The 21,298-nt window shown below is 33.9% G+C and carries 24 protein-coding genes; 7 read left to right on the forward strand and 17 right to left on the reverse strand.

Annotated features, from left to right (window positions below; all coding sequences use genetic code 11):
* Positions 1-16: 16 nt before the first annotated feature.
* The 3 genes from ung to VB796_RS15810 form a co-directional block, all read right to left on the reverse strand.
* Positions 17-682 carry a uracil-DNA glycosylase gene (gene ung, locus VB796_RS15800; protein ID WP_323347535.1) on the reverse strand — a complete coding sequence of 222 codons (666 nt, stop codon included), beginning with the start codon at positions 680-682 and terminating at the stop codon, positions 17-19.
* Positions 683-750: 68 nt separating this feature from the next.
* Entirely contained in the window at positions 751-933 is a 183-nt protein-coding gene (locus VB796_RS15805) for a hypothetical protein (protein ID WP_323347536.1), read from the reverse strand.
* Positions 934-951: 18 nt separating this feature from the next.
* Positions 952-2,127: a DUF3667 domain-containing protein gene (locus VB796_RS15810; RefSeq protein WP_323347537.1), complete on the reverse strand. Its 1,176-nt coding sequence runs from the start codon at positions 2,125-2,127 to the stop codon at positions 952-954.
* Between the two features lie 659 nt (positions 2,128-2,786).
* Here VB796_RS15810 and VB796_RS15815 point away from each other — a divergent pair.
* Both VB796_RS15815 and VB796_RS15820 read left to right on the forward strand, forming a co-directional pair.
* The gene (locus VB796_RS15815) at positions 2,787-3,734 is read left to right on the forward strand and encodes an NAD-dependent epimerase/dehydratase family protein (RefSeq protein WP_323347538.1); all 948 of its coding nucleotides are present in this window, start codon (positions 2,787-2,789) and stop codon (positions 3,732-3,734) included.
* A 5-nt stretch (positions 3,735-3,739) separates the two neighbouring features.
* On the forward strand, positions 3,740-4,099 hold the full coding sequence (locus VB796_RS15820; protein WP_323347539.1) for a DUF4260 domain-containing protein: 360 nt from the start codon (positions 3,740-3,742) through the stop codon (positions 4,097-4,099).
* Here VB796_RS15820 and VB796_RS15825 read toward each other — a convergent pair.
* The 8 genes from VB796_RS15825 to VB796_RS15860 all read right to left on the reverse strand — a co-directional run bounded on the left by VB796_RS15825 (position 4,096) and on the right by VB796_RS15860 (position 12,141).
* Positions 4,096-5,115, reverse strand: coding sequence for an AraC family transcriptional regulator (locus VB796_RS15825; RefSeq protein WP_323347540.1), 1,020 nt, complete (start codon positions 5,113-5,115; stop codon positions 4,096-4,098). The genes VB796_RS15820 and VB796_RS15825 overlap by 4 nt on opposite strands.
* A gap of 57 nt (positions 5,116-5,172) precedes the next feature.
* The gene (locus tag VB796_RS15830; protein ID WP_323347541.1) at positions 5,173-6,243 is read right to left on the reverse strand and encodes a M20/M25/M40 family metallo-hydrolase; all 1,071 of its coding nucleotides are present in this window, start codon (positions 6,241-6,243) and stop codon (positions 5,173-5,175) included.
* Positions 6,240-6,857 (reverse strand): DUF3226 domain-containing protein, encoded by a 618-nt coding sequence (locus VB796_RS15835; RefSeq protein ID WP_323347542.1) that lies wholly within the window; start codon positions 6,855-6,857, stop codon positions 6,240-6,242. The genes VB796_RS15830 and VB796_RS15835 overlap by 4 nt, the downstream gene beginning before the upstream one ends.
* On the reverse strand, positions 6,854-7,984 hold the full coding sequence (locus VB796_RS15840; RefSeq protein ID WP_323347543.1) for an AAA family ATPase: 1,131 nt from the start codon (positions 7,982-7,984) through the stop codon (positions 6,854-6,856). The genes VB796_RS15835 and VB796_RS15840 overlap by 4 nt, the downstream gene beginning before the upstream one ends.
* 112 nt (positions 7,985-8,096) lie before the next feature.
* Positions 8,097-9,629, reverse strand: a complete 1,533-nt coding sequence (locus VB796_RS15845; protein ID WP_323347544.1) for a lytic transglycosylase domain-containing protein — start codon at positions 9,627-9,629, stop codon at positions 8,097-8,099.
* Between the two features lie 209 nt (positions 9,630-9,838).
* The gene (gatA, locus tag VB796_RS15850) at positions 9,839-11,260 is read right to left on the reverse strand and encodes an Asp-tRNA(Asn)/Glu-tRNA(Gln) amidotransferase subunit GatA (RefSeq protein ID WP_323347545.1); all 1,422 of its coding nucleotides are present in this window, start codon (positions 11,258-11,260) and stop codon (positions 9,839-9,841) included.
* Between the two features lie 138 nt (positions 11,261-11,398).
* Positions 11,399-11,608, reverse strand: coding sequence for a Sec-independent protein translocase subunit TatA/TatB (locus VB796_RS15855; RefSeq protein ID WP_109740988.1), 210 nt, complete (start codon positions 11,606-11,608; stop codon positions 11,399-11,401).
* Between the two features lie 110 nt (positions 11,609-11,718).
* Positions 11,719-12,141, reverse strand: a complete 423-nt coding sequence (locus tag VB796_RS15860; protein WP_323347546.1) for a YkvA family protein — start codon at positions 12,139-12,141, stop codon at positions 11,719-11,721.
* Between the two features lie 312 nt (positions 12,142-12,453).
* On the opposite strand from VB796_RS15860, the gene mdh reads away from it, so the two are divergent.
* Positions 12,454-13,392, forward strand: a complete 939-nt coding sequence (gene mdh / locus VB796_RS15865; RefSeq protein ID WP_323347547.1) for a malate dehydrogenase — start codon at positions 12,454-12,456, stop codon at positions 13,390-13,392.
* Between the two features lie 74 nt (positions 13,393-13,466).
* Here mdh and VB796_RS15870 read toward each other — a convergent pair whose 3' ends face one another.
* The 3 genes from VB796_RS15870 to VB796_RS15880 form a co-directional block, all read right to left on the reverse strand.
* On the reverse strand, positions 13,467-13,886 hold the full coding sequence (locus tag VB796_RS15870) for a hypothetical protein (protein ID WP_323347548.1): 420 nt from the start codon (positions 13,884-13,886) through the stop codon (positions 13,467-13,469).
* 82 nt (positions 13,887-13,968) lie between these two features.
* A complete protein-coding gene (locus VB796_RS15875) occupies positions 13,969-15,492 on the reverse strand; it encodes an acetyl-CoA carboxylase biotin carboxylase subunit (RefSeq protein ID WP_323347549.1) in 1,524 nt (507 codons plus the stop codon).
* Positions 15,493-15,645: 153 nt separating this feature from the next.
* Complete coding sequence (locus VB796_RS15880; protein WP_323347550.1) at positions 15,646-16,014, reverse strand: hypothetical protein; 369 nt, start codon at positions 16,012-16,014, stop codon at positions 15,646-15,648.
* Between the two features lie 353 nt (positions 16,015-16,367).
* Here VB796_RS15880 and VB796_RS15885 point away from each other — a divergent pair, with 353 nt between their 5' ends.
* Entirely contained in the window at positions 16,368-17,645 is a 1,278-nt protein-coding gene (locus VB796_RS15885; protein WP_323347551.1) for a pyridoxal phosphate-dependent aminotransferase family protein, read from the forward strand.
* A gap of 152 nt (positions 17,646-17,797) precedes the next feature.
* Positions 17,798-17,980, forward strand: coding sequence for a histone H1 (locus VB796_RS15890; RefSeq protein WP_323347552.1), 183 nt, complete (start codon positions 17,798-17,800; stop codon positions 17,978-17,980).
* 254 nt (positions 17,981-18,234) lie between these two features.
* Here the strand turns inward: VB796_RS15890 and VB796_RS15895 are convergent, their stop codons facing one another.
* Both VB796_RS15895 and VB796_RS15900 read right to left on the reverse strand, forming a co-directional pair.
* Positions 18,235-18,639 carry a MaoC family dehydratase gene (locus VB796_RS15895; protein ID WP_323347553.1) on the reverse strand — a complete coding sequence of 135 codons (405 nt, stop codon included), beginning with the start codon at positions 18,637-18,639 and terminating at the stop codon, positions 18,235-18,237.
* A gap of 119 nt (positions 18,640-18,758) precedes the next feature.
* Positions 18,759-19,187, reverse strand: coding sequence for a nuclear transport factor 2 family protein (locus tag VB796_RS15900; RefSeq protein WP_323347554.1), 429 nt, complete (start codon positions 19,185-19,187; stop codon positions 18,759-18,761).
* A gap of 156 nt (positions 19,188-19,343) precedes the next feature.
* Between VB796_RS15900 and VB796_RS15905 the strand changes: the two genes are divergently transcribed.
* Positions 19,344-20,198, forward strand: a complete 855-nt coding sequence (locus VB796_RS15905; RefSeq protein WP_323347555.1) for a diacylglycerol/lipid kinase family protein — start codon at positions 19,344-19,346, stop codon at positions 20,196-20,198.
* Positions 20,191-20,535 (forward strand): translation initiation factor, encoded by a 345-nt coding sequence (locus tag VB796_RS15910; protein ID WP_323347556.1) that lies wholly within the window; start codon positions 20,191-20,193, stop codon positions 20,533-20,535. Before VB796_RS15905 ends, VB796_RS15910 begins: the two co-directional genes overlap by 8 nt.
* A gap of 88 nt (positions 20,536-20,623) precedes the next feature.
* Here VB796_RS15910 and VB796_RS15915 read toward each other — a convergent pair whose 3' ends face one another.
* The gene (locus tag VB796_RS15915; protein ID WP_323347557.1) at positions 20,624-21,154 is read right to left on the reverse strand and encodes a YceI family protein; all 531 of its coding nucleotides are present in this window, start codon (positions 21,152-21,154) and stop codon (positions 20,624-20,626) included.
* Positions 21,155-21,298 lie beyond the last annotated feature (144 nt).

The raw sequence follows: 21,298 nt of genomic DNA on the forward strand, positions 1-21,298 counted from the left end.
TTAATAATTTAAGAAACTACCATTCAATGGGCTTTAAACCTTTGCTTGTTAGGTAGTCGTTTGTTTGTGAAAAATGTTTAGTGCCAAACCAACCACCATAATTTGCTGCCATTGGAGATGGGTGTTTTGCTTTCAAAATTAAGTGTTTTGTTCCATCAATTACTGCTCCTTTATCCTGAGCATATTTTCCCCAAAGCAGAAAAACAACATCTTGTTTTTGTTCAGAAATACACTTTATTACGGAATCTGTAAATGTTTCCCAACCTTTTTTTTGATGCGAACCTGCTTCGCTTACCCGAACTGTTAGGGTAGAATTGAGTAGTAAAACGCCTTGATTTGCCCAACGCTCTAAATTCCCTGATTCGGGTACAGGAATATCCAAGTCGTCTCTGATTTCTTTGAATATATTTTTAAGTGATGGAGGAGAAGCCACTCCGTCATTTACCGAAAATGATAATCCATTAGCTTGATTGACTCCGTGATAGGGGTCTTGCCCCAAAATGACAACTTTTGTATCGTCAAATGAGCATTTATCAAAGGCATTGAAAATCAATTTTCCTGGCGGGTAAACGGTATTGTTTGTGTATTCGTTTTTGACAAATTCCACCAAATTAGTAAAATACGTTTTTTCAAACTCATCGGTTAGACGAGCTTTCCATGATTCTGCAATTTTTACATTCATAGTTTGCTTTGTGAAGTGCAAATGAATAAACCAATTTTTAAATGGCTTATTGGGGTTGCATAAGAGGGTTAGTAAACCTTTAATTGATATTTACGACGAAGTTTATTAATCAAAAATTTCTTTTGAGCTGTAAAGCTCTCGGGACTAACTTGATTGAATATGACTTTTAGTTCTTGGAAGTTTTCGGGATTTTCCCATAAAAACTTTTCAGAATCTATATTTTTTTGTTCGAGATATTGTTCAAAAACCATGATTTGTTTAGATAAATTTTAAACTTTTATTAGCCCCGAAGTGATACCCATTATCACAATGAGCATAAATGAAAAACCGTAAGTGAATACTAATAGAAAGCACTTAAATATTGTTTTGCCCCAACTTTGTTGATAGACTTTTTTGATGGAAATTAAAAAATAAATAAATGTCACTAAAAGCGAAGTTACTAAAAGATAAACATTGGTGTTTTCAATAGTGTTTTTCGAGAATATTTCATCATAAATCTTGGTTAGAAAATTTACAATTGCCCAAAGTAAGAAAATAGCAGAATGGGTATTTAGTGTAAAAACAAGATGTTGAAAATAAAATCGCCACTTGCTGTGTCGTTCAAAAAACCACAAAATGAACGCTGCAAAAGGTAATAAAATAAACATAATCGTTGGTAATACACTTCCAAAAAGAATTCCCTTTCTGTCAACTACAAATGGAACGCCATATTTTTCTTGAATATAAAAATGATATTCCTTGTCAATGCTATTTTTTATAGTCAGTTTATTGGAAATAAAAGTGGATATATTTTTTGTAATTAAAACAGAATCCAATTGGTCATCATTTAACTGAAAATAAAATGGAATAGAATCTTTAGCAACTTTCAAGTGTTCAAATATTCCCAAATAATAATAATCTTTATTGTTTTTTTGGGATAAATAATCTTGATATGAGCCTTTTTTATCTTCCTTTAAAGTGTTTTGATGAACTTTATTACTATCGTTTTCTATTGCTTCAAAAACATTTTTTTTAAATGATTTGGCAATAGTTTTGGTAATATTGTTTCCATTGTCAATCTGTTTTTGGCGGTTAAGTGAATCAGATTTTGAAATATTGTTAGGAGAAAAATTCTCTTTTTTTGAAAAATCAAAACCCAATACAAAAAAGAAAATGGCACTCACCCAAAAATACATTCTTACAGGGTGCATATATTTCACCCTTTTGCCAGAATTGAAATCTAAAGTTAATTTTCCTGGATGTGTAAAAATAATACTTGCGGTATCAATAAATTTTGTTTCAAAAAAGGTAATACTTCCGATAAACTCCATGATTAAATCTTTCATGGGTACGTTCAAATTATGATTTTCCTGTCCACAAACATGACAATAATTTTCGTCACGTTCAAGTACGGTTTCACAATTTGGACATAAATGGGTTTTACGGCGTATTTTTCTTTTTCGCATTATTAAATAGCGGTATTAAGATTGAGTTTTAGACAAATTTAAGCAGTTTTATGAGAAACTCCCTAAATCAAAAAAAGTTGTTGGCATTGCCAACAACTTTTCTAATAACCCTAACCCATAAAAAATTTAATTTATGCTCTTTAATTTTTTCATAGATGAATTTTGTGTTTTAAAAAAGTCGTCAGCAATACCAACGACTTTTTTGGTAACCCTAACCCATAAAAAAATCTATGAAAAAACTATTAATAATCTTACGAAAATCAGAAAAATGTAATTGGAAAAAAACTTGCCGAGAGAGAGAAATGATAAGAAATTCTATGAAAGAAAATCTGTTTTTGAATGAGACAATTAGCGGATATTATTAGTAGCTAAAATGGCACATCATCATTACATCTGGCGGTATGTCTTTCTGATATATAATTCTTTTACAATATGCGTGCCAATATTTTAAAAAGCAAATATATTTTCAAAATAGTGGGATAATTTGTGAATTTCTGACAAATCGTGCTTTTTTTCTACGTTCTTATACAAAATAAAATTTAAACTATTTGAAACCTCATGATTCATCTTTCGTGAATTGTCAATTTATATGCGTTTTTGGTCAAGAATGAATTTAATGTTTTCTCCAAACTTTGTGTCATCATAAAAACTCAAAGAAAATGAAATCAGAAATCTTAATTCTTGGCTCAACGGGGAGTATCGGTTATGCCTTTGCTGAAAACTTAATCTCCAAAAGTGTTCCAGTAACCATTTTAGTACGTAATGTAAAGAAGGCTGAAAATCTATTTAAAGCAAGTTCGAAGGTAGAAATAATTGAGGGCGACGTTCAAGATTTGTCATTATTGAAGCAAATTTCAAAAGACAAAAAATATATTTTTCATGGAATAAATTATCCTTATAATGAATGGTTTGGGAATATGGATACGGCGACGCAAAAAGTTATTGAGGCAGCTTCGCAAAATAAAGGGATGATTATATTTCCTGGAAATGTTTATAATTATGGAAATATGGCTGTCATTAGCGAAGATTCTATTGAAAATCCTTGTTCTAAAAAAGGGGTGTTACGAGTTGAAATTGAAAAAATGTTGCGTGATGCCGCCCAAGCTGGTAAATGCAAAGTGTTGAATGTTTGTTTACCCGATTTTTGGGGTCCCAATGTTTTAAATGAAGGTATTAGACCCATTTTTGAAAATGCTTTAAAGGGAAAAGCTTTGCCTTATATGATTCAGACGGATATTCCGCATCAATTGGTTTTTACGAAAGATGCGGCTGAAATGATGGTGCGATTGATGCAAAGAGGAATGATAGAACCCTATGAAAAGTATAATTATGGAGGACAAATTCAACCTGATATGAAATCTTTTTTAAACAGAATTTCCAGATTGGCAAATTCACCAGAGAAGGTTTCTGTTCATTCAAAATGGATATTTAGTATTTTAGGTTTGTTTGTACCGATGTTGAAAGAAGTAAAAGAGATGCTTTATTTGTTTGAAGGAACCGTAATTTTGAATGATACAAAGGTGCGAAATATTTTTCCAGATTTTAGAGAAACTCCTTTAGATGAAGCTATCACAGAAACGTTGAATTGGTTTAAAAATCACAAATAATATATATGAAAGGTCTGTTAAAATTGGAAGAATTAGCTGAATTTATCTTGGGAATATTCATTTTTAGTCACTTAGATTTCGCTTGGTGGTATTTCCCACTTTTACTATTATCGCCTGATATTGGAATGTTGGGTTATTTGGTAAATCCCAAAATAGGAGCATGTTTGTATAATCTGTTTCATCATAAAGCACTGGCAATCATGATTTTAGCTTTTGGGTTCGTTCAGCACAATCAACTCATGATGATGGTAGGAACAATTCTTTTTTCTCACGCAGCTTTTGACCGTGCAATGGGTTATGGACTAAAATATGAAGATAGTTTTGCGAACACTCATTTGGGAAAAGTAGGCAAAGAAAGAAATTAGGCAACCATTTGGAAGGTTTTGCGATAGACAGTTGGGGTTTGTCCAGTCCATTTTTTGAAGGAACGAAAAAATACACTGGGCTCAGAATATCCCAATAAGTAGGCAATATCGGTTGTACTCAATTGAGCTTCTTTTAAATGTTTGGTTGCTAAATTTTTACGAATTTCATCAAGGAGTTGCTGAAAAGTGACTCCTTCTTCCTTGAGTTTTAGTTGGATTGAACGCACACCGATTCCCAATTTTTTTGCAATATTTGATAAAGTTGGCTCTTCTCCTTTTAGGTCTTGTAGGATTTCCTTTTTGATTTTCTCTTGCAACAATTCTGCTGGTTTTAAGCTCTTTAAAATAGCATCAGCATGAACTTCAAATATTGAAAATAGATTGGGACTTGCATTTAAGATTAGACAATCTAAATATTTTTTCTCAAAGACTAATCCCGAAAAATGACTACTAAATACGATTTCTGCTCCTTTAAAAATACGATGATATTCTGATAAATCATTGGCATAGGCAGGATAATCAAAATGCACTGCTGTTAATGGAATCGTTTGTCCAAGCATTCCACTAATCGCTGAATTATAAATAGATAATGTGGACTCATAAGCATAATGTGGGGCAAAAATATCATTACTTGGTTCAGAAATGGTGAGATACGCCAATTCGTTGTCAATGATTAAAGATGTTTTACTGGCATCACAAACAATATCTTGATACTGGCACAACTTATCCAAAGCCTTTTTCAAAGTAGGACTGTGCATCATTACATACGCCAAAATTCCTACTGAAATGGTATTAATCATTTCGCCAATGTGTAAAGGCAAAAACGCATCTCCCGTCATTTCAATGGCTTCTTTCCATAATTTTTGAGCTTTGATAATTGGTAAATGGTTATCAGGATTTTGTAAATCCTGAGGTGTGATACCCACTTTTTTACAAAGCAAATCATAATCAGCTCCTTTCTGTTGAGCAGCGTAAAGAATTAGATTGAAAGATGAAACTGATAAGGTATTTTGCATTGATGTATTTGTGAAAAAAAGGGACGAAGAGTATTTATTCTTTTCGTCCCTTAAATGTTACTTAATATATCTCCAGTCTTCGTTACCTTTCAAAGCCAATAAAGTGTGATAAATTAAATCAATTACTTTTTGAACATCATCTTTAGAAACGGTTTCAACAGTTGTGTGCATATATTTCAAAGGTAATGAAATCAAAGCAGAAGCTACACCTTCAGTTGCATACGCAAACGAATCCGTATCTGTACCTGTTGAGCGTGAAACGGCTTGACGTTGGATGGCAATTTCTTTTTCTACCGCCACATCAATGATAAAATCACGCACATTATTTTGTACCGCTGGGCCATAACAAATCACAGGGCCGTTTCCACATTTCAAATCTCCTTGTTCTTTTTTATTATACATTGGAGATTGTGTGTCATGTGTAACGTCGGTAATAATCGCCAAATCTGGTTTCAAACGTCTTACAATCATTTCGGCACCACGTAAGCCAATTTCTTCTTGAACTGCATTAACCACATAAAGCGTAAAAGACAATTGCACGTTATTTTCTTTCAACATTCGGGCAACCTCCGCAATCATGTAACCGCCCATTCTGTTATCCAAAGCACGACCTGTGAAATAACGATTATTCAGTTCCATCAAACCATCTGTAAAAGTTACAACCGTACCCACGTGTACGCCCATTTCTTCCACTTCTTTTTTATTGGCTGCTCCCAAATCAATGAAAATGTCATTAACAGTTGGAGCTTTATCTTTTGACGTATCTCTAACGTGAATGGCAGGGTATCCAAAAACGCCTTCCACAATACCCTTTTTCGTGTGTAAATTACAACGCATCGAAGGAGCAATAACAGCATCAGAACCACCATTACGACGCACGAAAATGTATCCGTTATCATCAATATAATTTACAAACCAAGAAATTTCATCGGCGTGAGCTTCAATTACTACTTTGTAATCGCTACTTCCTTTGACAACCCCAACGGCAGTTCCGTAAGTATCAATAATTGTTTCGTCGATATAAGGTTTTATATAATCTAACCAAATTTGTTGTCCCGAAGCCTCAAAACCCGTAGGCGAAGCGTTGTTTAGGTATTCGTAGAGGAATTTTTTACTGTTTTCGTTCATGATTTATTTTGAAAATATTGGTCTAAAAATTGTTTTAATTTTGTTAAAGCAGGGGAGTTCAAATCCCAGTGGTTTGTATTTCGATAATTTCTTTCACGTTCCTTTATCAAATCTTTTTCACTATTACTTTCGCCGAGAAGTGCTTCTAAATAAGCATAAATTTTAGTTTTTCTTGCAGGAGTTGTAAAAACACCGTCTTTTCTAACAGAAGTTTTTAAGCAATTTTCGTAACCTTCCCAACACTTAAAAATTACATCGTTATCTTGATTAATAATTTTAGCTAAAAGTGTTTCCAAATCACCATTAGATTGATTATCAGGGAGTAAGAAATATTCAATTGAAAAATCCTTTTTTAATTCTATGAATTTATCGTTTTCTTCACTAAAAATATCAGCATCAAAAATTACAATACTTAAAATATCATTATCAGAATTTAGCTTAAATAAAGGTTTGAATTTCTCTAATTTCGTTTTGCCATTGGTAATTAAAATATTGGCGAGTCCATTTTTTCCTGATTGGTCAAAAATCATCTGTTCTTGATACCATTCAAAAATTAAATCTTGAATAAGTTTAGCATCAGCAACTCCTTCTACGTAAATTTTTATTTTTCTCATCTTTCTCCTCCTCTTGTATTAGCACCAATTTCTAAGGCAAATTCAAACTGTTCGTAATCAAAGATTACTGATTCAATATTGCCTTCTTTATTTTCTAATAAACTAATATTACGAGCATTTTTTCTATCTTCTTCTCCTAATTCAGCCAAAGCATACACAAAATATTTTTGACATTCCAAACTATGCGTAGTGGCAAATAATTGGACATCATATTTTTTACAAAGGGTTATAACTGTTTTCCAAAACTCTTTTAATCTTGAAAAATGAATACCTGTTTCTATTTCGTCAATCATTAAACGTTTGCCTTTTGCCATCAAAATTTCCAACAATACTCGAACAAGTTTGACGACTCCATCTCCAAATCTTGTTATTGGATATAGTCCATTGTCATCTTCGAGAGAAACACAAATAAAATCAATATCGTTGAGCATTTTTTGTGTACGTGTTTCCTCTAATTTAGGAATGAATGTTTTTAGATTTGAGTCAAACTCCTTCCTTAAATCTTTGTCTGCGTTTATTTTTTTATAGTAAAAATCTAATAAATCGAAATCATAACCAAGATTTGTTGGAATAAATGGCATATAGCCCCAATTCATCTCAATTTCTTCATTTGTTGTGCGTGAAAAAGGATAAAAATTATAAGAAAATGGATAATATTTTTTATCCTTTTCAGCATACTCTGATGAAATTCTCACCCCCTTTTTAAATATAGATACACCATCGTTTCTGTATCCTTTTTTATTTATTGCATTCCAATCAGACTCTGTTAATGTTTGATGTTCAACTATCTCCCAATTTATTATCTCTTGTTCATCGCCATAGCCATTATTTACTTGTAATGTTTTATCAATATTTTTTAAAATAAATTTCCATAAATTCTCATCATTAAGATTAGCTAAGACTTTCTTCTTATCTACAAAAAATAACTTTCTAAAGAGTAACGTTTGGAATAAATTGGCTAAACAAGTGTCTCCATCTGGATGAAAGCATAACCCTTCCAAAACACTCGTCTTGCCCACATTATTATCCCCAACCAACAAATTAAATTGCCCAAGATTTTCCATTTCAAAAGAGTCAAATCTTTTGAAATTTTCAATTTTGAAGTATGTTAAATGATTTTCACCCATGATTTTACGATTTTTAACAAAAATACAAAACCCAATAGCTTTTCAAAGCCATTAAATGAAAAAGTCTGCATAAGGGTTAGCTATGCAGACTTTTTATGTTTTCTAAAAGAGATTATGAAACTCTAATTTTCATTCCTGCTTTTACTACATTTCCTTTAATTCCGTTCAACTTTTTCAATTTATCAATTGAAATTCCTCCGTAACGCTGTGAAATATTCCAAAGTGTATCACCATCTTGAACACTATGAAAACGAGTTTTTCCTCTTTTTACAGCTTCTTTTTCACGATGATTATTCTTAGCATATTTAACTTGACTTGTAACGGCTGATTCTTTATAGATAACTAACTTTTGTCCTGGTTGAATAGTTGATTTATGCAAACGATTCCAAACTTTAATATCATAAACTTCTACATCAAATTTTTCTGCAATTTCAGTTAAATTATCCTTTTTGCGAACAGTATAATATTTCTTTTTAGGTTTTTTATTGATAACAACGTCTTCAATGTCATCCTCAACAATTTCTTGCTCTACAACCATCTTAGGTTCAGTAGTTGCTGCTCCCATTACTGGAGTGGTAATGATAATTGGCTTTTCATCATTACTTGCCAAGATTTCTGGATTTGGTTGAATTGTTTCAACAAACACAGGAGGCAATTTTGTAGCAGAATCAAGAATGGCTTGACGATTTGCTTTGAAAAATGCAATGTCTGTTTTGGGTAAACGAAGAGCAAAATTACGAGTATGTCCTGGCAAAATATGTGTCAGTACATGAGGATTTAACTTTTGAATTTCTTCTAAATTAATTGAACTCAAACTCGCTAATTTGTCGAGGTCTAAATATGAATTGACATGAATCGTATCGTGAGCAACTGCGGTTTCGATATTCTCAGGGAAAATATCATGAGAATCTGCATGATTAATCATGTAAACCATACCGATATATTGAGGAACATACCCACGAGTTTCACGAGGAAGGCAGTTATAAATTGCCCAGAAAGTTTGTCCACCATTACAACGACGAATGGCTCTTCTTACATTGCCAGGCCCTGTATTATATGCCGCTAATACCAAATGCCAATCTCCAAAAATATTATATAATTGACGCATATAACGACAAGCTGCCTCAGTTGCTTTTTCAGGGTCAAAACGTTCGTCAATGTATTCATCAATTCTCAAACCAAAATCAATTCGTGCCGTTTTAGGCATGAATTGCCATAGTCCACCTGCACCAGCACGAGAAATTACTTTAGGATTCAATCCTGATTCAATGAGGGAAAGGTATTTTAATTCGTCTGGTAAGCCGTATTTTTTCAAATATTTCTCATAAATCGGGAAATATACGCCTTTACGCTCCAACATTGTTTTGGTAAATGAAGGTTTACGATAGGCAAAATACTCAACAAATTGATGTGTTGTAGCATTATACGTTAAGGGGATTTCTTTTTGTAAAGCCTGTAAACGAGGCTGTACAATGGTGGGGTCAATTAACCACGTTTGCTCTGGAACAACTGGCTGAGCATTACTTACAGTGGTGGTATCGGTAGTAACGGGCTGTTCTGTACTGCCAGTTACTTGGGCATTTATCGTTGCACTTGCCAGTAGCAAAGAGCCGATAATGTACGAGCGAATTGTGGCGAATATCATAAAGTAAGGAATTAAGTATCTGGGTTGTAAGTGGTTATTGACAACGTTTAATAAACAAAATTAAAAAAAATAACCGAAAAATCTAACCTTTGTTATAGAGTTACGCAAAGGTTAGATTTTTGTTAAGTTTTAAAACAGACTGATAAATTAAACGATGCACTCACAAAGAATATTATCAATGTTAAGGGTCGAATACTTCTAAGACTTTATTATTTTTCAATACTCTTGGCAAAAGATAATAAAGTTGCTTCTTGAAAGGCACCTCCCATGATTTGAAAACCGATTGGCAATCCATCATTATCTACCCCATTTGGAATCGAAATAGCGGGTAAACCAACCACATTTGCTTGTACGGTGAACAAATCTCCCAAATACATTTGGATTGGGTCAGCCGTTTTTTCTCCTAATTTGTATGCAGTCGTTGGGGTGGTTGGGCAAACTAAAAAGTCGTAATTCTCTAATAAATTATCTGTAAATTCTTTAATAAGTCTTCTAACTTTCTGAGCTTTCGTATAGTATGCGTCGTAATAACTGGCACTCAATACAAACGTTCCTAACATGATTCGTTTACGGGTTTCTTTTCCAAAACCTTCAAATCTTGACTTTTTATAAAGTGACATTAAGTCGGTAGCTGCTATACTACGATGTCCGTATTTTACACCGTCAAATCTTGAAAGGTTAGAACTTGCTTCGGCAGTTGTTAAAATATAATAGGTTGGCAAGAATGACTTAATCAATGGAAAATCAACCGCCTCTACTTCGTGACCTTGTGATTTTAAATATTCTAATTTTGCCCAAGTGGCAGCTTTTACTTCTGGTTGGAGTCCATCGCTTTCAACGGCATCTTTCAAATAACCAATTTTATATGTTGTTTTGTCTGCTTTTAATTCAGAATATGCTTCAACAGGAAGATTTGAAACGGTACTGTCTTGTTCGTCTTTTCCTGCAATTACTTCTAATAAAATAGCCGCATCTTCAACCGATTTTGTAATTGGCCCAATGCAGTCGAATGAAGAAGCGTAGGCAATCAGACCCCAACGAGAAACTCTCGAATATGTTGGTTTTAAGCCAACTAAGCCACAAAAACCTGCGGGCATACGTACAGAACCGCCTGTGTCTGTACCCAATGAAGCCAAACACATATCTGCTTGAACGGCAACGGCTGAACCTCCCGAAGAACCTCCAGCAACTCTATTTTCACCGATTTCATTCAAACAAGCACCAAAAGCAGAATTTTCATTGGTCGAACCCATACCAAATTCATCACAATTTTGTCTTCCGATAATGATGGCATCTTCGTCTAAAACTCGTTGAACAGCCGTAGCATTAAATTGAGATTCAAATCCATTCAGAATCTTACTCCCTGCTTGAGAAACATGGTCTTTGTAACAAAGTAAATCTTTGATTCCCAGAACCATACCTGCTAATTTTTTGGCAGTTCCTGCTTTTATTTTAGCATCAATTTCATCGGCTTTTTGCAAAGCTTCTTCGTCAAATACGGAAAGAAAAGCATTTAATTTCTGATTTTTTTCTTCGATATTTTTAAGATAAAATTCTACCAATTGACGGCAGGTAATTACCCCAGAAAAAAGGTCTAATTGTATGGATTTTAATGTGGTATATTTTTGCATAAAATTTGTAGGACAGGTTTACTAACCTGTCATTCTATAATCTTGACAGGTTAGTAAACCTGTCCTACTTAAAAAAACAAAAGCATAGTCATGACGAAGTAATCATCGGGACTATGCTTTAATAAGGACTTTCAAATACTATTTTGTTGTATCGTCTTCTAAACTTTTAGAGATTTGCTCTTGAACATCTTTTTGAGCATCTTTAAATTCTTTCATTCCCTTGCCCAAGCCTTTCATTAATTCTGGAAGTTTTTTACCTCCAAACATTAAAAGGACAACCATACCAATCAAAACTAACTCTCCCGTTCCGAGATTGCCTAATAATAAAAATATTGATGTGAGTTCCATGTCTGTATTTGTTAAAATTTGCGTAAATATACGATTTTATGAGTTATGAGTTATGAGTTATGAGTTATGAGTTAAAAAAAAAGTTTAAAATGAATAAAAAAATATAAATTTTATCTTTTTTCCCAAGCTTCAAAGTTGGCGAAATCTTCTGTTAAAGACGAAAAAAGCCACATTACTAAGGCTAAATCATCGGTTAAGCCAATGATGGGTAGAAAATCTGGGATAAAGTCAATCGGTGACACAAAATAAATCAGGACAGCAATGATTTTTACAATCGTACTCCACGGAATTACTTTATATTCTCCCGAAACGTATGCTTTTACCATTCTACTAAGTGTCATTACTTTCTCGGCAAGGACTTGCCCAATGCCTTTGTTTTGATTGTCCGCAACATCTTTGGCTTTGCCTAAAACTTCTCTTAATAATTCTAAAATTGCCATTCCACTGCCTGCATATTTGCCAGCTTTGCGGGTAGCAGATTTGAAAAAAATGGACTTTAAAATTCGGGTGATTAAATCTTCTTTAGTATTCATTGATTAGACAAGAAAATGTTTAACGTAACACAGACTTCAGTCTGTAAATATGGTTTATTTTGATAAAAGTAACACAGCCTTTAGTCTGTAAATATTGTATTTAAAAAACTTCAAAAAGTAAAGAAAATTGTATTAGCTCAACTCTGCTTATTTAAAATTATTCTTGATACAATGCTAAAAAATAAAAATATATCCTTTTTTGATATTCAATTTTTTAGAAAGTTGTCAAATTATAGAGCTTGAATTTACAAATGACTTACTTTTGTATCAAAAAATAAACGTATTTCACAAAAAATAAATTCAAATTCAATCATGTCAAAAATAACTGTTGTAGGTGCTGGAGCTGTTGGAGCTACTACTGCCGATAATATCGTAAGAAAAGAATTAGCTGACGAAGTAGTAATCCTTGATATTAAAGAAGGTTTTGCCGAAGGAAAAGCATTGGATATGTTCCAAACTGCTGCTATTTTAGGTTGGGATACTTCTTTCAAAGGAGTTACTAATGATTATTCACAAACTGCAAATTCTGACGTTGTAGTAATCACTTCTGGTCTTCCACGTAAACCAGGTATGACTCGTGAAGAACTTATCGGTGTGAATGCTGGTATCGTTAAGAGTGTAGTTGATAATATCTTGAAATATTCTCCAAACGCTATTTTCGTAATTGTTTCTAACCCTATGGATACAATGACGTATTTAGCTCTTAAAGCTTCTGGTTTACCTAAAAACCGTATCATCGGTATGGGTGGTGCTTTAGACTCTGCTCGTTTTAAGTGTTATTTATCTTTGGCGATGAATGTTTCTCCAAACGATTTACACGCAACAGTTATCGGTGGACACGGTGATACTACCATGATTCCTTTAACTCGTTTAGCTACTTGGAATGGTACGCCAGTAACAAACTATGCTGATGCTGATACTTTGAAGAAAGTAGCTGCTGATACAATGGTTGGTGGTGCTACTTTGACAGGTTTATTAGGAACTTCTGCTTGGTATGCTCCAGGTGCTGCAACAATGGCTGTGGTTGAGTCAATCATCCGTGATGAGAAAAGAGTAATTCCTTGTTCAGTTCTTTTAGAAGGAGAGTACGGACAATCTGATATTTGTATGGGTGTTCCAGTAGTTTTAGGTAGAACTGGTTGGGAAAAAATCATCGACTACAAATTGAACGAAGAGGAGCAAGCATTATTCGCTAAGTCTGCTGATGCAGTTAGAAATATGAATAGTGTTTTAGCTACGCTTTCTCTATAATATTTGTGATTTAGTGAGTTGTGATTTAGTGAATTTTAAAACACTCAATCACAACTCACTAAATCACTCAATAATTAAGGTGCTTCATCTACACGAGTAACAAAGTATTCAGTGTCGCCCATCCAAAAGAATTTCAAATAACGTTGCTCATAGTGCAAACGTAATCTTCTACCTGTTAGCATTGCATCTTCTAATTTTTTGCTCATCGTTGGGTCGTCAGAATCTACGGTGAAAGCCCACAAATTATTTGCCATATTTCCCACTTGCCCTTGAGCTCCAACATTCAATTCGCCTTCGTCTGTTTTGAAAATATATCCCTTTCTTGAAAATTTAGAAACAACCCCTGCTCTTTCTCCTTCCGAATAAGGAACTTTCGTTGCTAAAAAACTTAATAAAAGTCCTAAAACTGCCAAGACGATAATGCCAATAAAAAGTCTTCTGAAAAAAGTCATCGTTGATTGTTTTGCTGAATTTAGTTGGTCGTTAAATGCCATTGTTTTCTTTTTGATTTATAAATTATTAGCTTAAAATATACTTACGTTTCAGTAAAAAATAGCCAATAATTAAACAAATTGACTACCGATACTCCAAACGCTTTGTTTTCCACTGACTTTGTTGAATCGGAACTTCAACGCTTGATGCGGACGAATTTACAGTTTTTTTATGATTTAATAAATGAATGCTCAAAACTCCTGCAATAATCTCTTCGTCAGCATCAACAGGTTCGTCTAATTTATCAGGTGTGTAATACAAGCCAATAAAACGAGTATCAAATTTACCAGAAAGGAAGGCTTCATGTTTTAAAACAAATTTACAGAATTGTAAAGTCGTTTCAATTCCCGAAATTTTGAATTCATCAATCGCACGAATCATTTTATCAATTGCCTCATTGCGGTCTTTGCCGTAAGTAATCAATTTGGCAATCATTGGGTCGTAGAAAATCGGAATTGCCATGCCTTGTTCAAAACCATCATCAACCCGCACGCCATTTCCTTGTGGACGTATATATGTGTGTAAAGTACCGACATCGGGCAAGAAATTATTTCGTGGGTCTTCGGCACAAACTCTAATTTCTATGGAATGACCATTGATTTTCAAGTCTTCTTGTTTAATAGAAAGTGGATGTCCTTCTGCAATTAAAATCATTTCTTTTACCAAATCAATGCCCGTAATTTGCTCAGTAACAGGGTGTTCTACTTGCAGACGAGTGTTCATTTCTAAGAAATAAAAATCTAAATTTTCGTCCACAATGAATTCAACCGTACCCGCACCGTAATAATTACAAGCTTTTGCTACCATCACGGCACATTGTCCCATCGCCTCACGGATTTCGGGTGTAAGCACCGCAGAAGGAGCTTCTTCCACTACTTTTTGGTGACGGCGTTGTATAGAACATTCACGTTCAAAAAGGTGAATTACATTGCCATGTTTATCGCCAAGAACTTGTATTTCAATGTGTTTTGGAGCAGTAATGTATTTTTCAATGAACACAGCTCCATTACCAAATGAAGTAATTGCCTCAGAAACCGCTCTGTCCATTTGCTCATCAAATTCTTCTTCATACTCAACTACTCGCATTCCTTTTCCACCACCACCTGCGGAGGCTTTGATAAGGACAGGGTAGCCAATTTCTTTAGATTTTTGCTTGGCAATTATTCTATCCGTCACGGCATCGGGTGTACCTGGAACCATCGGAATTCGGAACGCCGACCGATTGTATTTAGCAACGGTATGTTTTGAAGTCAATTTATCACCCATCAAATCCATACTTTCGGGAGAAGGGCCAATAAAAATGATTCCTGCATCAGCTACTTTTTGACAGAATGCAGCATTTTCCGACAAGAATCCATATCCTGGGTGAATGGCATCGACATGGAGATTTTTACAAATTTGAATGATTTTATCGCCTAATAAATAGGATTGATTGGAAGGAGGAGGTCCAACGCAAACGGCTTCGTCGGCAAAACGCACGTGTGGAGAGTTTCTATCGGCTTCTGAAAAAATGGCAACGGTTTGGATACCCATTTCACGAGCAGTACGCATGATACGCAGGGCAATTTCACCACGATTGGCAATTAAAATCTTGTTAATCTTTGACATAAAATTATATAATATTTGTTTTGTTTCGTTTTTAAGAAGTCCCAAGTATTATGTCTTTAGTATTAAGCTGCAAGTATTGTACATCGTGCGTTAGCCAATACTTTGTACTTAATTCTTAGGACTTAATACTTTGTACCTTACGACTTTTAAATCTCACTCCTCATCAAAGTCCTTTCTATTAAATAATGCTCTGAAAGTTTCAGACATGGCAATGAGGTCATGCACTTTATTTTTCGCTAATTTTAGAATTCGAGTTTCAATTCCTTGTTGAATCTGTTGGTCAAATCTATTCCAAAGAGCAATCATGTCGTTCATATTTTCCGAAAATCGTTCAACCACATATTTTTCAAAATGCGTTTTTGAACTTTCAGCTAAAAATAATACGATGTGGAAATCCTCTTCAATGAAGACCCAAACGAATTGACTTTTGCTAAATTCCTTAATCATGGCGTTGTTGTCCACCAAAAAATCAATAATCGAAACTTCGTCGTGTATTGTTGTAATAGGATTAGTATTTGCCATATCGGTTTGTATTTTTTGTGGATTTGATACACTAATAACTCAAATACGTCAGGCGATTTTAATAACAATATAAGAAACCTAAATTAGAATTTAAAATGATAGGTTAAACTTCTTAGAATATTACCATAAAAAGCAAAACCAATATTTTATCAACTTGATTTAATACAAGAGGCTTAGACATTTTGTATATAAGAAATATTAATTTAACTTTGTGATTATTTTAAGTTAATCATTGAATTTTTTAGAGAATTATATAAAATATCTAAGAAATCAAGGCTTGCTTAAACCCAGATTTTCTCTATTTTAAGAAAGTCTAAATTCATAAATTTAAAATCATTTAATCATACAATAAAGTGGATATTTTCGATAAAGTAGGCAAAGGTCTTGGACCTATCGGAGCCCATGCTCACTATTCTCATCATTATTTTACCTTCCCAATGTTAACAGGGGAAATAGGTCCAAGAATGACATTCAAGGGAAAAGAAATGTTGAACTGGTCATTGAACAACTATTTGGGTTTAGCAAACCATCCAGAAGTACGTGAGGCTGATGCAAAAGCGGCTGCGGACTATGGCTTAGCTGCTCCAATGGGTGCGAGAATGATGTCAGGTAACTCTGCTTTACACGAAGAATTTGAAGCTCAATTAGCAGAATTCGCAGGAAAAGAAGATGCTTTTCTTTTGAACTTCGGTTATCAAGGTGTTATGTCTGTTATTGAGTGTATTTGTGACAGAAATGACGTAATTGTTTACGATGCTGAATCTCATGCTTGTTTGATTGATGGTATCCGTTTACACAAAGCAAAAATGGGGCAATATTATAAATTCAATCACAATGATATGGACTCATTGCGTAAGAATTTGGAACGTGCTACTAAAAAAGTTGCTGAAACTGGTGGAGGTATTTTAGTAATTACGGAAGGTGTTTTCGGAATGTCTGGAAAAGTAGGTTCATTAGACGAAATTGTGAAAATGAAGGAAGACTTCAATTTCCGTATTTTAGTGGATGATGCTCACGGATTTGGTACAATGGGAGAAAATGGTCGTGGTGTACATGAAGAAATGAATTGTATTGAAGGGATTGATTTATATTTCTCTACTTTCGCAAAATCAATGGCTTCAATCGGTGCATTTGTCGCAGCGGATAAAGACATTATCATGTTCTTGAAATATAATATGCGTTCACAAATCTATGCAAAAGCATTACCAATGCCATTTGTGGTAGGTGGAATGAAACGTTTAGAATTAATCAAGAAACACCCAGAATTGCGTGAAAAATTATGGGAAAACGTTCGTGCCTTACAAAAAGGATTAAAAGAAAGAGGTTTTGATATTGGAGAAACAACATCGCCTGTTACGCCTGTTTTCTTACACGGAGACTATGAATTAACACACGTTGTTGGGCTTGTTCAAGACTTAAGAGAGAATATGGGTGTGTTCTGTTCTATCGTAACTTATCCAGTTGTGCCTAAAGGACAAATCATGTTGAGAATCATTCCAACGGCTTCTCATACCTTAGAAGATGTTACTTATACAATGGATTGTTTTCAAGTGGTTCAGCAAAAACTTCAAGATGGTGTTTATCGTCAACTTGCAGAAGAATTTATTGCAAAACAGGTTGAATTGGTATAATTTTCGTAAAATATTTCATTTTTTTGTTCATTTTTCATAATTTGAATTTGGAAGGTGTAAGAAATTAGCTATATTTCGACCATAAAAATACGTTTCAACGTTATTTAAGGCTTTTTTCAACCATTTATTCAACCTAAATCCAAGTTTCGATTATGAACAGATTTGCAGAAGTAAGGGACTTAATTATGTCCTTAGAAGGAGATTTTGATAAGTTTTATGACAAAGGTAATCAAGCAGCCGGTACTCGTGTAAGAGGTGGTATGCAACAATTGAAAACTTTGGCACAAGAAATTCGTACTCAAGTGCAAGACATTAAAAATAGCACAGAAGCTTAGTATTTACTGTTGTTATTTAACAAAAAAAGGCTCGGATATAAATCTGAGCCTTTTTTGTTGTTTTTGGGAGATGAAGAGTTTATGAGGGAAGAGTATATGAGTTTATGAGGGAAGAGTATATGAGTTTATGAGGTAAGAGTTTATGAGTTTATGAGGTAAAAGTATATGAGTAGTACAACGAATGTTCCTTTCTCATATACTCATTAACTCATAAACCTATTACCCCATATACTCATCAACTCATATACTCTCCATCAAAACTCTTCCTTATTCATAATGACTGCCATTCCTTCAGTCGTTTTTTTACCCGTTGCGACATCAAAAATTTCTGTGGAAATTTCAGCCGTGTGTTTTGCTTCATTAATTGCCATAACAGTAAAAACGGCTTCGTATTCAGTATCTACAAACATCGGACGTTTGTATTCAGAAACTTGTTTCATGTAAACACTACCAAATCCTGGAAATTCAGTTCCCATAATTTTTGAGAAAACACTTGACGCTAAAGCACCATGAATAATTGGTTTTTTAAAGGCGGTTGTAGCCGCAAAATCGGCATCAAGATGCAAAGGGTTATTGTCGCCCGAAACTTGAGCAAAAAGAATTACATCGTTTTGTGTAAATGAAAATGTGTGTCTGTAAACGGTATTTACTGGAATCATGAGTGAGTTATGAATTATAAGTTATGAATTATGATTGAGTTTGGAAGGGTGAGTGATTTGATGACTGAAAATTTATAATATTACCTCAATCACTCATTTACAAATCACGCAATCACTTATTAAGAAGAATGGTCGGCAATGATGAGCCATTCGCCATTTATTTTTTTCCAAAGAAGTGTGTAATGTCCGCCTATATCGCCTTTTTCGGGACGAGTCAAGTGCCATTTACCTACAACGAAGCAAGCATCGGAGGATATAAAATTAACTTTAAGGATGTTAAAAGCCAAAACTCCCATTGTGGCTTTGTTGGGATAATTTTTCTTGTAATTTTCAAGTGTTTTATGAAAACCATACGTTACACCACTTTTCCCGATGTACATCAAAGAATCAGATTCCCAATATCCTTTCATAAAATTGTTAACATCGCCATCGTTCCAAGCTCTGGTTTGGCGGTCTAAAATCTTTAATATTTGAGCCTTATCATCATTTGTTTGAGCATTTACTTGACAAACCGTTGAAAGTAATAAAAAGAATATGAGTTTTTTCATGCTTTATTTTTCTGTAAATTTGTTTATATATTAAAATTTGAAAGATATGAAGTGGAATGAGTTATTTGAAAAGTACAAAGATTATTATTTAGTGGATGGCTTAATGTATCTGTCGTTCATATTGGTATTGGCAATTCTATTTATCTTTTTTAGCTAATGGTTTGGTTTGTGATGAATCCAATGTCGGGTACGACTACGCCCGCACAGAAAAATAAAATTAAGCAGATTGTTTCAAAATTACCTGAAAGTCAGTTGTTTTTTACAGAATATGTAGGTCATGCTACCGAAATTGCCCAAAGAGCCGTCAGAGAAGGAGTTTCAAAGGTTGTTGCTATTGGTGGTGACGGAACGGTCAATGAAGTCGGTAAAGGCTTAATTGACTCTAATACCGCCTTAGCAATTATTCCTATTGGTTCTGGAAATGGTTTGGCTCGGCACTTGAAAATTCCTCTAAAAATTGAAAAAGCCATTCAATTTGCCGTTAGTCAGTCGGCAGTTTTGATGGATGTTTGCTTTTTAAATGATATTCCATTTTTCTGTACCGCTGGTGTTGGTTTTGATGCTGAGGTTGCTCATGAATTTGCCAAACAAAATTCAAGGGGATTGAAGACTTATGCCCGAATGGCATTAAAATCATTTAGAACTTATAAACCTGAGATATTTCAGATTAATGAGGAAGATAAAACCGTTTTTGCAATCACTTTTGCTAATGCTACGCAATATGGTAATAATGCGATGATTTCTCCAAAATCTAAAATTGATGATGGTTTGATTGAAATGGTTATTTTGAAGCCATTTCCGTTTGGAGCAGCTCCAATTATTGGCGTTCGTTTGTTTAGGGGAACTTTACCAAATTCAAGATATATTGAAACCCAAACAGGAGAAATTTTTAATTTAAAATCTGATAAAAACTTTTTGATACATTATGATGGAGAACCTCATCAATTGGCAACGAATGAATTAAAAGTAAAAATTAAAAAGCAATCTTTAAAAGTAATTGGCAATGTCTAAAAATAAAAAAATACCCGTAGGCGTGGTTTTCTCTACTAATCCAGATTTTGATTTTTCATTTGATAACGATGAAGTTGCCGAGACTTTGCCTCCAGAAAAGCAGAAATTAAAAATTCAGTTAGATAAAAAAGCTCGTGCAGGGAAACAAGTAACTTTAATAACGGGTTTTGTGGGGAATGAGGATGATTTAGAGATTTTAGCCAAAAAACTAAAAAATCTTTGTGGGTGTGGAGGTTCTGCCAAAGACGGAGAAATATTAATTCAAGGCGATGTGAGAGATAAAGTTTTGGCTTGGTTAGTGGCTCAAGGGTATAAGGCTCATAAATCGGGAGGATAGGAGCATGAAACAAAAAAGAGAATTACCGTTAATGCAAAGCACTAATTGTAATTCTCTTTTTTATTTATTGGTAAATCGTCAATTGCTTTTAGGCTTGTTTTACCAATTGAATATTTGCAATCAATTTTACTTCTTCACTTACCAAAGCACTACCTGCTTCTGTGATTGCGTTCCAAGACAATCCAAAATCTTTACGGTTGATTTTTCCAGTTAATTCAAAACCTGCTTTTACATTTCCCCAAGGGTCAGTTGCCGTTCCGCCATATTCTACTGCTAAGGTTACTGGTAAAGTTGTTCCTTTCATCGTTAAATTTCCTGTTAAAGAAAATTCATCATCCGATTTTTTCGTGAATTCAGTTGAGGTAAATGAAAGGGTTGAAAATTGTTCAGCATCAAAGAAATCAGCACTTTTCAAGTGTCCGTCACGTTGTTCGCTGTTTGTATCAATAGAGTTTACATTTGCCTCAAAAGAAATCGTTGCGTTTTCAAAACTGTCTCCAGCTTCTACTGAACCACTAAATTCTTTGAAATTTCCTGTTACGGTAGTGATTACCAAGTGTTTTACTTTGAATTGAATTTCTGAGTGTGAGGCATCAATTGCCCAATTTGAAGTAGCCATTTTTAAATATGTTTTGATAATTAATGTATATACATTTAATGTTATAACATTTCAAGTTTAAAATGGTTCAAAGAATTTGAAAAAAATAAAAAAATCCCAAAAGTTGATGCTTTTGAGATTTGATAATAAAACGTTGGCAGAGTT

Source organism: Arcicella sp. LKC2W (assembly GCF_034931005.1).
Taxonomy (GTDB): Bacteria; Bacteroidota; Bacteroidia; order Cytophagales; family Spirosomataceae; genus Arcicella.

Coding starts and splice junctions, on each gene's coding strand:
- VB796_RS15820 (WP_323347539.1), top strand. CDS start 3,740: ATGAAAGGTCTGTTAAAATTGGAAGAATTAGCTGAATTTATCTTGGGA.
- gatA (WP_323347545.1), bottom strand. CDS start 11,260: ATGCAAAAATATACCACATTAAAATCCATACAATTAGACCTTTTTTCT.
- VB796_RS15875 (WP_323347549.1), bottom strand. CDS start 15,492: ATGTCAAAGATTAACAAGATTTTAATTGCCAATCGTGGTGAAATTGCC.
- VB796_RS15845 (WP_323347544.1), bottom strand. CDS start 9,629: ATGATATTCGCCACAATTCGCTCGTACATTATCGGCTCTTTGCTACTG.
- VB796_RS15915 (WP_323347557.1), bottom strand. CDS start 21,154: ATGGCTACTTCAAATTGGGCAATTGATGCCTCACACTCAGAAATTCAA.
- mdh (WP_323347547.1), top strand. CDS start 12,454: ATGTCAAAAATAACTGTTGTAGGTGCTGGAGCTGTTGGAGCTACTACT.
- VB796_RS15825 (WP_323347540.1), bottom strand. CDS start 5,115: ATGCAAAATACCTTATCAGTTTCATCTTTCAATCTAATTCTTTACGCT.
- VB796_RS15890 (WP_323347552.1), top strand. CDS start 17,798: ATGAACAGATTTGCAGAAGTAAGGGACTTAATTATGTCCTTAGAAGGA.
- VB796_RS15835 (WP_323347542.1), bottom strand. CDS start 6,857: ATGAGAAAAATAAAAATTTACGTAGAAGGAGTTGCTGATGCTAAACTT.
- VB796_RS15905 (WP_323347555.1), top strand. CDS start 19,344: ATGGTTTGGTTTGTGATGAATCCAATGTCGGGTACGACTACGCCCGCA.
- VB796_RS15895 (WP_323347553.1), bottom strand. CDS start 18,639: ATGATTCCAGTAAATACCGTTTACAGACACACATTTTCATTTACACAA.
- VB796_RS15855 (WP_109740988.1), bottom strand. CDS start 11,608: ATGGAACTCACATCAATATTTTTATTATTAGGCAATCTCGGAACGGGA.
- VB796_RS15860 (WP_323347546.1), bottom strand. CDS start 12,141: ATGAATACTAAAGAAGATTTAATCACCCGAATTTTAAAGTCCATTTTT.
- VB796_RS15870 (WP_323347548.1), bottom strand. CDS start 13,886: ATGGCATTTAACGACCAACTAAATTCAGCAAAACAATCAACGATGACT.
- VB796_RS15900 (WP_323347554.1), bottom strand. CDS start 19,187: ATGAAAAAACTCATATTCTTTTTATTACTTTCAACGGTTTGTCAAGTA.
- VB796_RS15840 (WP_323347543.1), bottom strand. CDS start 7,984: ATGGGTGAAAATCATTTAACATACTTCAAAATTGAAAATTTCAAAAGA.
- VB796_RS15830 (WP_323347541.1), bottom strand. CDS start 6,243: ATGAACGAAAACAGTAAAAAATTCCTCTACGAATACCTAAACAACGCT.
- VB796_RS15810 (WP_323347537.1), bottom strand. CDS start 2,127: ATGCGAAAAAGAAAAATACGCCGTAAAACCCATTTATGTCCAAATTGT.
- ung (WP_323347535.1), bottom strand. CDS start 682: ATGAATGTAAAAATTGCAGAATCATGGAAAGCTCGTCTAACCGATGAG.
- VB796_RS15805 (WP_323347536.1), bottom strand. CDS start 933: ATGGTTTTTGAACAATATCTCGAACAAAAAAATATAGATTCTGAAAAG.
- VB796_RS15910 (WP_323347556.1), top strand. CDS start 20,191: ATGTCTAAAAATAAAAAAATACCCGTAGGCGTGGTTTTCTCTACTAAT.
- VB796_RS15815 (WP_323347538.1), top strand. CDS start 2,787: ATGAAATCAGAAATCTTAATTCTTGGCTCAACGGGGAGTATCGGTTAT.
- VB796_RS15880 (WP_323347550.1), bottom strand. CDS start 16,014: ATGGCAAATACTAATCCTATTACAACAATACACGACGAAGTTTCGATT.